Source organism: Tropicimonas sp. TH_r6, assembly GCF_033101155.1.
Taxonomy (GTDB): domain Bacteria; phylum Pseudomonadota; class Alphaproteobacteria; order Rhodobacterales; family Rhodobacteraceae; genus Tropicimonas.
Window position 1 is genome coordinate 1 of the sequence record NZ_JAWMPX010000058.1, and the last position, 8,083, is coordinate 8,083.

At 61.5% G+C, this 8,083-nt stretch carries 8 protein-coding genes and 1 tRNA gene; 8 read left to right on the forward strand and 1 reads right to left on the reverse strand.

The window, feature by feature from the left end; genetic code table 11:
• Positions 1 to 298 precede the first annotated feature (298 nt).
• A tRNA-Lys gene (locus R3X27_RS25020) sits at positions 299 to 374 on the reverse strand.
• A 135-nt stretch (positions 375 to 509) separates the two neighbouring features.
• Between R3X27_RS25020 and dapF the strand changes: the two genes are divergently transcribed.
• The 8 genes from dapF to R3X27_RS25745 all read left to right on the forward strand — a co-directional run.
• Positions 510 to 1,310, forward strand: coding sequence for a diaminopimelate epimerase (gene dapF / locus R3X27_RS25025; protein WP_411572543.1), 801 nt, complete (start codon positions 510 to 512; stop codon positions 1,308 to 1,310).
• A gap of 1 nt (position 1,311) precedes the next feature.
• On the forward strand, positions 1,312 to 2,568 hold the full coding sequence (gene mtaB, locus R3X27_RS25030; protein WP_317711640.1) for a tRNA (N(6)-L-threonylcarbamoyladenosine(37)-C(2))-methylthiotransferase MtaB: 1,257 nt from the start codon (positions 1,312 to 1,314) through the stop codon (positions 2,566 to 2,568).
• A gap of 94 nt (positions 2,569 to 2,662) precedes the next feature.
• Complete coding sequence (locus R3X27_RS25035; protein WP_317711641.1) at positions 2,663 to 3,265, forward strand: glutathione S-transferase; 603 nt, start codon at positions 2,663 to 2,665, stop codon at positions 3,263 to 3,265.
• 398 nt (positions 3,266 to 3,663) lie between these two features.
• Positions 3,664 to 4,239 carry a ubiquinol-cytochrome c reductase iron-sulfur subunit gene (gene petA / locus R3X27_RS25040; protein ID WP_317711642.1) on the forward strand — a complete coding sequence of 192 codons (576 nt, stop codon included), beginning with the start codon at positions 3,664 to 3,666 and terminating at the stop codon, positions 4,237 to 4,239.
• Positions 4,240 to 4,250: 11 nt separating this feature from the next.
• Positions 4,251 to 5,588, forward strand: a complete 1,338-nt coding sequence (locus R3X27_RS25045; RefSeq protein ID WP_317711643.1) for a cytochrome b/b6 — start codon at positions 4,251 to 4,253, stop codon at positions 5,586 to 5,588.
• Positions 5,589 to 5,607: 19 nt separating this feature from the next.
• Positions 5,608 to 6,399, forward strand: coding sequence for a cytochrome c1 (locus R3X27_RS25050; RefSeq protein ID WP_317711644.1), 792 nt, complete (start codon positions 5,608 to 5,610; stop codon positions 6,397 to 6,399).
• 162 nt (positions 6,400 to 6,561) lie between these two features.
• Positions 6,562 to 7,632 (forward strand): PLP-dependent cysteine synthase family protein, encoded by a 1,071-nt coding sequence (locus tag R3X27_RS25055; protein ID WP_317711645.1) that lies wholly within the window; start codon positions 6,562 to 6,564, stop codon positions 7,630 to 7,632.
• 117 nt (positions 7,633 to 7,749) lie between these two features.
• The coding region (locus tag R3X27_RS25745) for a transposase (protein ID WP_411572544.1) at positions 7,750 to 8,083 on the forward strand (334 nt) is incomplete at its 3' end.

The window sequence follows — 8,083 nt, forward strand, 5'->3', positions numbered from 1 at the left end:
AAGGTGGCTGAAATCAGAATAGAAGGTTGACAAGCCTCGACTGGACGCCCGTTGTCTTGCTTCGTCGCTGTGTGAAGTGCGAGCAGGTGAACCGTCTAAACATTCAAAGTTGCGGAAGTTTCGGAGAAAACTTGCGAGGACGTTCACCCACGGCCGCAAGGGACGCACGGCGTCCAATGAGGTCTTTCCACGCGAAGCGCCGACGCTGGCGAAGTGTGAAATACTGCACGGTGCGTGCCATGTGCGTGCCAGAAAAACCAAAGGGCTCAGGCGTCTCCACCTAAGCCCTTGATTCGAATGGTGAGCCGTGCAGGATTCGAACCTGCGACCCACTGATTAAAAGTCAGTTGCTCTACCAACTGAGCTAACGGCCCATCCGAGGACCGGTGATTAGGGGACCCGCTGAGCAGGGTCAAGAAGAAATTTCACACTCTCTTCAAAACAGTTCCTCGACCGCGTATATCGCTCGCATAATGCACGATTCAGAACCCACTCAACCGCTGCACTTCATGAAGATGCACGGCCTCGGAAACGACTTCGTCGTCGTCGATTCAAGACGCGGAAACGCGCCTGAGCTTGCAGCTGTGGCGCGCGCGCTCGGTGACCGGCGGCGCGGTGTCGGTTTCGACCAACTGGCCGTGATAGAGTCCGATGATTTCGCAGATGCCCGGCTGGTTTTCTTCAATGCTGATGGCACTCTCTCGGCGACCTGCGGGAATGCGACGCGCTGTGTTGCCCGCCACTTGATGCAGGAACTGGGAACAGGGCAGGTCCAGCTGCGTACCGAACGTGGTTTGCTCGACTGTGCCGATGCCGGCGACGGGTTGACCCGGGTGAACATGGGGCCGCCGATCCTGGACTGGGCCGGTGTCCCACTGGCCCGGGAGATGGACACGCTTTCCCTTCCCATTGACGGCGCTCCGACCGCGACCGGAATGGGGAACCCGCATTGCACGTTCTTCGTCGAGGATGCCGAGGCCGTGGACCTGCCCAGCTTCGGCCCGACGCAGGAACACCATCCGCTCTTCCCCGAACGCACCAATGTCCAGGTCGCGCATGTGCTTGGCCCCGATCATCTGCGTATGCGGGTCTGGGAGCGCGGCACCGGGATCACCCTTGCCTCCGGCTCGTCTTCTTGCGCCACCGCCGTTGCCGCAGTCCGGCGCGGGCTGACCGGGCGTGCGGTCACAATCGAGCTCGATGGCGGGACAATTCATATCGACTGGCGCGAGGATGGCGTCCACATGACCGGCCCAACCGCGCATGTCTTCGACGGTGTGTTGTCGTCGGACTTCCTGGAAAGTCTCTGACGTGAAACCACCCGTATTCTCCACGCTGGGCTGCAGGCTCAATGCCTATGAGACCGAAGCGATGAAAAAGCTCTCGGCCGAGGCCGGGATCGACAATGCCGTCGTGGTCAATACCTGCGCGGTCACCGCTGAAGCCGTGCGCAAGGCGCGGCAGGAAATCCGGCGGCTGCGGCGGGAGAACCCCGAGGCCACGCTGATTGTCACCGGCTGCGCGGCGCAGACCGAGCCGGACACCTTCGCCGCCATGGAGGAGGTGGACCGCGTTATCGGCAATTCCGAGAAGATGCGGCCGGAGACCTGGGAGGGCCTGTCCGGGCCCAATTTCATCGGCCAGACGGAGAAGGTGCAGGTCGACGACATCATGTCTGTGCGCGAGACGGCGGGACACCTGATCGACGGATTCGGCACCCGCAGCCGGGCCTATGTGCAGATCCAGAATGGCTGCGATCATCGCTGCACGTTCTGCATCATCCCCTTCGGGCGGGGCAATTCCCGCTCTGTTCCGGCCGGGATCGTGGTCGACCAGATCAAACGGCTGGTGGAGCGCGGCTTCAACGAAGTGGTGCTGACCGGTGTGGACCTGACCTCCTGGGGGGCGGACCTTCCCGGCGCGCCGCGTCTGGGCGACATGGTGATGCGAATCCTGAAAATGGTCCCGGAGCTGCCGCGGCTGCGGATCTCCTCCATCGATTCCATCGAGGCCGACGAGATGTTGATGCAGGCCATCGCCACCGAACCGCGCCTGATGCCGCATCTGCACCTGTCGCTGCAGGCCGGCGACAACATGATGCTCAAGCGGATGAAACGTCGCCACAGCCGAGAAGATGCGATCCGATTCTGCGAAGAGGCGCGGCGGTTGCGGCCGGACATGACTTTCGGTGCCGACATCATCGTCGGTTTCCCGACCGAGACTGAAGAGATGTTCGACAACTCTCTGGCGCTGGTGGAGGAATGCGGCCTGACCTGGCTGCATGTCTTCCCCTTCTCGCCACGCAAAGGAACTCCCGCGGCGCGCATGCCGCAGCTTCATGGTGGCTTGATTCGGGACCGCGCAGCCCGGCTTCGGGCATGCGGGCAGGCCCAGGTAGCAAGCCATCTGGCGCAGCAAATCGGTCGGCGACACCGGATTCTGTTGGAGAACCCGCGTATGGGGCGCACCGAGCAGTTCACGGAGGTCAGCTTCCAGACGGATCAGCCCGAGGGGCAGATCGTCGAGACGGAGATACGCGGCTTCAAGGACGAGCAGCTCACGGCCTGAGGGGCCATCGGGCGACGGCCTGCAGGAACAGCTTCCCCTTTGGCGCGCTTCGTCCATACTCGGGTTGTCCCGAAACCAGGATGGCAGCCCTGATATGAAGCTCTTTCACGCCCCCGCCTCGCCCTTTGTCCGCAAGGTCATGGTGCTTCTTCATGAAACAGGCCAGTTGGCGGATGTGGAGATCGTCGCCGCAACCGGGACGCCGGTCGACTCGGCGCAGATGCCGGTTTCAGAGAACCCGCTCGGCAAGATTCCGACTCTCGTTCGCCCTTCCGGGCCGGCCTTGTTCGACAGCAGGGTGATCTGTCGCTACCTCGACCAGCGAGCCGGAAGTGGCCTCTTTCCGGAGAGGCGTCTCTGGGAGGTTCTGACTCTGGAAGCGCTGGCTGACGGGATCATGGAGGCGGCGGTGCTCATGGTCTACGAAACGCGGTGCCGGCCAGAAGAAAAGGTCCATGCGCCTTGGGTCGAGGGCCAATGGGCCAAGATCGGTCGGGCGCTGAATGCGCTGGAGGGGCGCTGGATGAGTCATCTCGCTGGGCCGCTCGACATGGGGCAGATCGCCTGCGGCTGCGCGCTCGGGTATCTCGACTTCCGTCTTGGTGACAGGGATTGGCGCCGGGGACGGGACGGGGTGGCCGACTGGGAAAGGCGGTTTGCGAGCAGGGAGTCGATGCTGGCGACCCTGCCGGCCTGAGGTGGAACTGCCGGCAGGGTCGCTCCTCTCCTTCAAGCAGCGCGGCGAGTGCACTTCTTCGAATCTGTGCCCGAATTGTCACGGTGTGAAGTTCGGCGACCATGGACACTCCCCGCGGGACCTCGCACTGATTCTTCCTGAGTTGCGAATGCCGCAGCGCAGAATATGTGGGCGCTACCAGCCGCAAGGCGAGACCCGCGCGGCCCGTCGGATTGTGTTGCTGCAACGGCGCGACACATGCAAATTCACTCATATTTCAAGGATATTGCGACAACCCGCCGCAGTTCAGGGGAGAAGACGGGTAGACGGTTCAAAACCAGCGCTCTAATTAGCTTTGCAGACCTGCTGCGTCCCGGGCGCCGCACGGTATCCGTATAGCCAGGAAAGGGAGATTCCTCGTGTCCCAAGCAGAAGACCACGACGGTACCCGTCGCGACTTCCTCTACTACGCCACCGCGGGAGCCGGTGCTGTAGCCACTGGTGCCGCCGTCTGGCCTCTGATCAATCAGATGAACCCGTCGGCGGATGTCCAGGCCCTCAGCTCCATCCTTGTCGATGTTTCGTCGATCGAAACCGGTTCGCAGATCACCGTGAAGTGGCGCGGCAAGCCGGTCTTCGTCCGTCGCCGTTCGGCGGAAGAGATCGAGGATGCCCGTTCGGTCGAGCTGAGCGATCTGCCGGACCAACTGTCCCGCAATACAAACAAGGACGGCACCGACGCCGCGGACGAGAACCGTTCCCTCGATGAGAGTGGCGAATGGCTGGTGATGATGGGTGTCTGCACCCATCTGGGCTGCGTGCCGCTCAACGATGCGGGCGATTATGTCGGTCCGACCGGCGTTGGCGGCTGGTTCTGCCCCTGCCACGGCTCTCACTACGATACGTCCGGCCGGATCCGTAAAGGTCCCGCGCCCGAGAACCTGCCGGTCCCGACCGCCATGTTCTTCGACGACACAACCATTCAGCTCGGCTAAGGGAGACACCAATGGCTGGAATTCCCCACGACCATTACGAGCCGAAGACCGGTGCCGAGAAATGGGTCAATAGCCGCCTCGGCATTATTGGTCTCGTCTACGACACCCTGATGATCCCCACGCCCAAGAATCTGAACTGGATGTGGATCTGGGGCATCATCCTGGCGTTTTGCCTGGGTCTTCAAATTGTTACCGGCATCATCCTGGTGATGCACTACACCCCGCATGTCGATCTGGCCTTCGCCTCGATCGAGCACATCATGCGCAACGTGAATGGCGGCCACTTCCTGCGCTACCTGCACATGAACGGCGCCTCGCTGTTCTTCCTCGCGGTCTACATGCACATCTTCCGCGGTCTCTATTACGGCTCCTACAAGGCGCCGCGCGAGATCACATGGATCATCGGCATGCTGATCTACCTGATGATGATGGGCACCGCCTTCATGGGCTACGTTCTGCCCTGGGGTCAGATGTCCTTCTGGGGCGCGACCGTGATCACCGGCCTCTTCGGCGCAATCCCCTTCATCGGGGAGCCGATCCAGACCTGGCTTCTCGGTGGACCGGCGGTGGACAACGCGACGCTGAACCGCTTCTTCTCGCTGCATTACCTGTTGCCCTTCGTTATCGCCGGTCTCGTGATCGTCCATATCTGGGCCTTCCACACCACGGGTAACGGCAACCCGACGGGCGTCGAGGTTCGCCGCGGCTCCAAGGAAGAAGCCAAGAAGGACACAGTTCCCTTCTGGCCCTACTTCGTGATCAAGGACTTCTTCGCGCTGGCCCTGATCCTCGTCGTCTTCTTCGCCGTGACCGCCTGGATGCCGAACTATCTCGGCCACCCGGACAACTACATCGAAGCGAACCCGCTGGTGACCCCGGCACATATCGTGCCCGAATGGTACTTCCTGCCCTTCTACGCCATCCTGCGTGCCTTCACGGCGGATGTCTGGGTCGTTATGTTCACCAACTGGATCACCTTCGGCCTCGTGGATGCGAAGTTTTTCGGCGTGATCGCCATGTTCGGCGCAATCATCGTCCTGGCGCTGGTGCCTTGGCTTGACACGTCTCGTGTCCGCTCCGGCCGCTTCCGTCCGATGTTCCGCTGGTGGTACGCCATCTTCATCGTCAATTTCGTGGTTCTCACCTGGGTCGGTGCCATGCCGGCTGAAGGGATCTATCCCTACATCTCGCTGGCCGGTGCTGCCTACTGGTTCGCCTACTTCCTGGTAATCCTGCCGCTCCTGGGCGTGCTCGAGAAGCCGGAAGAGCTGCCCGAGACCATCGAGGCCGATTTCAACGCCCACTATGGCAAGTCCTCGGACGACGCCGCGGCCACCCCGGCCGAGTGACAGGAAGGATCGTTCTGACATGATCAAGAAAATCGCACTCACCGCGGTCGCAGCTCTCGCCATCTCCGGCGGGGCGGCAATTGCCGCGGGCGGAGAGGGCCACATCCACGATGTGCAGTTCTCTTTCGAAGGGCCCTTCGGCAAGTTCGACCAAATGCAGTTGCAGCGCGGCTTGCAGGTCTACACGGAGGTCTGCAGCGCGTGTCACGGGTTGAAATACGTGCCACTGCGAACGCTGGCCGATCCGGGTGGCCCCGAGCTGCCCGCCGATCAGGTCCGCGCCTACTCGGCCCAGTTCGACATCTACGATGCCGAGAAGGATGTGGACCGCCCGCGGATCCCGACGGACCATTTCCCGGAGAACAATGATGCCGGCGCACCGGACCTGAGCCTGATGGCCAAGGCTCGCGCCGGTTTCCACGGCCCCTATGGCACCGGTTTGAGCCAGCTCTTCAACGGCATGGGCGGACCGGAATACATCGTCTCGTTGCTCACCGGCTATACCGGCGAGGAGAAAGAAGAGGCCGGAACCATCTTCTACGAGAACACTGCCTTCCCCGGCGGCTGGATCTCGATGGCGCCGCCGCTCTATGGCGAGGATGTTGAGTTCGCCGATGGCCATTCCAACTCCCTGCATCATGAGGCAGAGGATCTCTCCGCCTTCTTGATGTGGGCCGCCGAACCCAAGATGATGGATCGCAAGCGCACGGGCCTTATTGCGGTCGTCTTCCTGACGCTCCTGACGGTCCTGCTTTACGCGACCAACAAGCGGATCTGGAAGCCGATCAAGAAGGCCGCGAAGGAAGCGTAAGCTCCGGTGCTCTGCGCAAAGGAACGGATGAGGCGCCCTTCAGGGCGCCTTTTTCATGCGCACAACCAGGTGATCCATGGCTCCCTGCGCCTTCATCCTCGTGACTCTGGCGCTCCGATGCTATGACAGCACGGAAAACCGACAGCGCGCAGGGAGAGAGATATGTCCGATACCGGAATCCGCCAGACCCATGGCCGTGGACGAAAGTTCGACAATATCCTGGAGACAATCGGCGACACGCCGGTCATTCGCATCAATCGCCTCGCGCCGGATCACGTGACGCTGTTCGTCAAGGCCGAGGCCTTCAACCCAGGCGGCTCCGTCAAGGACCGGCTGGCGGTCAACATCATCGAAGCAGCCGAACGCGCCGGCACTCTCATGCCGGGCATGACCGTGGTCGAGGGCACCAGCGGCAACACCGGAATCGGGCTTGCCATGGTCTGCGCTCAGAAAGGCTACCCCCTGGTCATCACCATGCATGATGGCTTCTCGGTCGAACGCCGCCGTTTGATGCGGATGCTTGGCGCGAAGGTCGTGCTGACGCCCAAAGCGGAAGGTGCGGTCGGTATGATGAGAAAAGCGGACGCGCTGGCGGAGGCCAATGGTTGGTTCCTCGCGCATCAGTTCGAGACCGATGCCAATGCCGATATCCACGAGTCAACGACTGCCCGCGAGGTTCTCGCCGATTTCGAAGGAGAGCGGCTCGACTGCCTCGTCACGGGCTACGGCACCGGCGGCACCGTGACCGGGCTGGCACGTGTTCTGCGAAAGGTGCGCCCGGAGACCAAGATCGTCCTCTCCGAGCCAACCAACGCACAGCTTCTCGCCAGCAAAGAACGCCAAGACCGTAAGGAAGACGGCACCCCGTCCCACAAGCACCCTGCCTTCGAGGCACATCCGATCCAGGGCTGGACCCCGGATTTCATCCCCCTCGTGCTTCAGGAGGCCATCGACAACGGCTTCTTCGACGCGCTTGAGCCAGTTTCAGGTGTCGAAGGCATCGACTGGGCCCGGAAATTGGCCAGCCAGGAAGGTATTTTCTGTGGCATCTCCGCCGGTGCTACTTTTGCCGCCGCGATCCGTCAGGCGACACAGGCGGCGCCAGGCACGGTTATTCTCTGCATGCTCCCCGACACAGGCGAACGCTACCTGTCCACGCCGCTCTTTGACGGGATCGCCGAGGAGATGTCGCAGGAGGAGCGCGACATCTCGGCAACGGCCGGCGAGGCGTGAGAACCTTCCGGCCCTCTCCATGCTGTCGCCGTTGGGGCGAGCGTTAATGGGTGTTGCTGTACACAAACGGTGAAGGATTCACTTCTTGGGTTCATAAGGTTAGGCCGACATCATGTGGTGCCTTCCTGTTCCCGCGATCAAACAGCGAACGGGTTCACCTATAGCGAACCACTTCGGAAGAGGAGTTCGCTTTCGATCCGGTTTGACAGCGAGACTATGCGGTTGGAAAAGCGAACCGGAAAACGCGGGCATTCAGAGACATTCTACGATGCTGCGATCCGGGTCCGCATGAGTGTGAAAATGCGGTTCGGTCTGCCGCCGAGGCAAATATCGGGTGTCGTCGTCAGCCTGAAGAAGACGGAAGAGATTGATCGGCTGTTGTTTGGTTTCAGCAAGCTGTCTCAACGGTGGGAAACATTGGACGGCCGAATATACTATAGCACACCCTATG

What these genes read in the sequence shown, in the direction of transcription:
- dapF (WP_411572543.1), top strand. Translation starts at nt 510, where the DNA reads ATGAAGATGCACGGCCTCGGAAACGACTTCGTCGTCGTCGATTCAAGA.
- R3X27_RS25035 (WP_317711641.1), top strand. Translation starts at nt 2,663, where the DNA reads ATGAAGCTCTTTCACGCCCCCGCCTCGCCCTTTGTCCGCAAGGTCATG.
- R3X27_RS25045 (WP_317711643.1), top strand. Translation starts at nt 4,251, where the DNA reads ATGGCTGGAATTCCCCACGACCATTACGAGCCGAAGACCGGTGCCGAG.
- R3X27_RS25050 (WP_317711644.1), top strand. Translation starts at nt 5,608, where the DNA reads ATGATCAAGAAAATCGCACTCACCGCGGTCGCAGCTCTCGCCATCTCC.
- R3X27_RS25055 (WP_317711645.1), top strand. Translation starts at nt 6,562, where the DNA reads ATGTCCGATACCGGAATCCGCCAGACCCATGGCCGTGGACGAAAGTTC.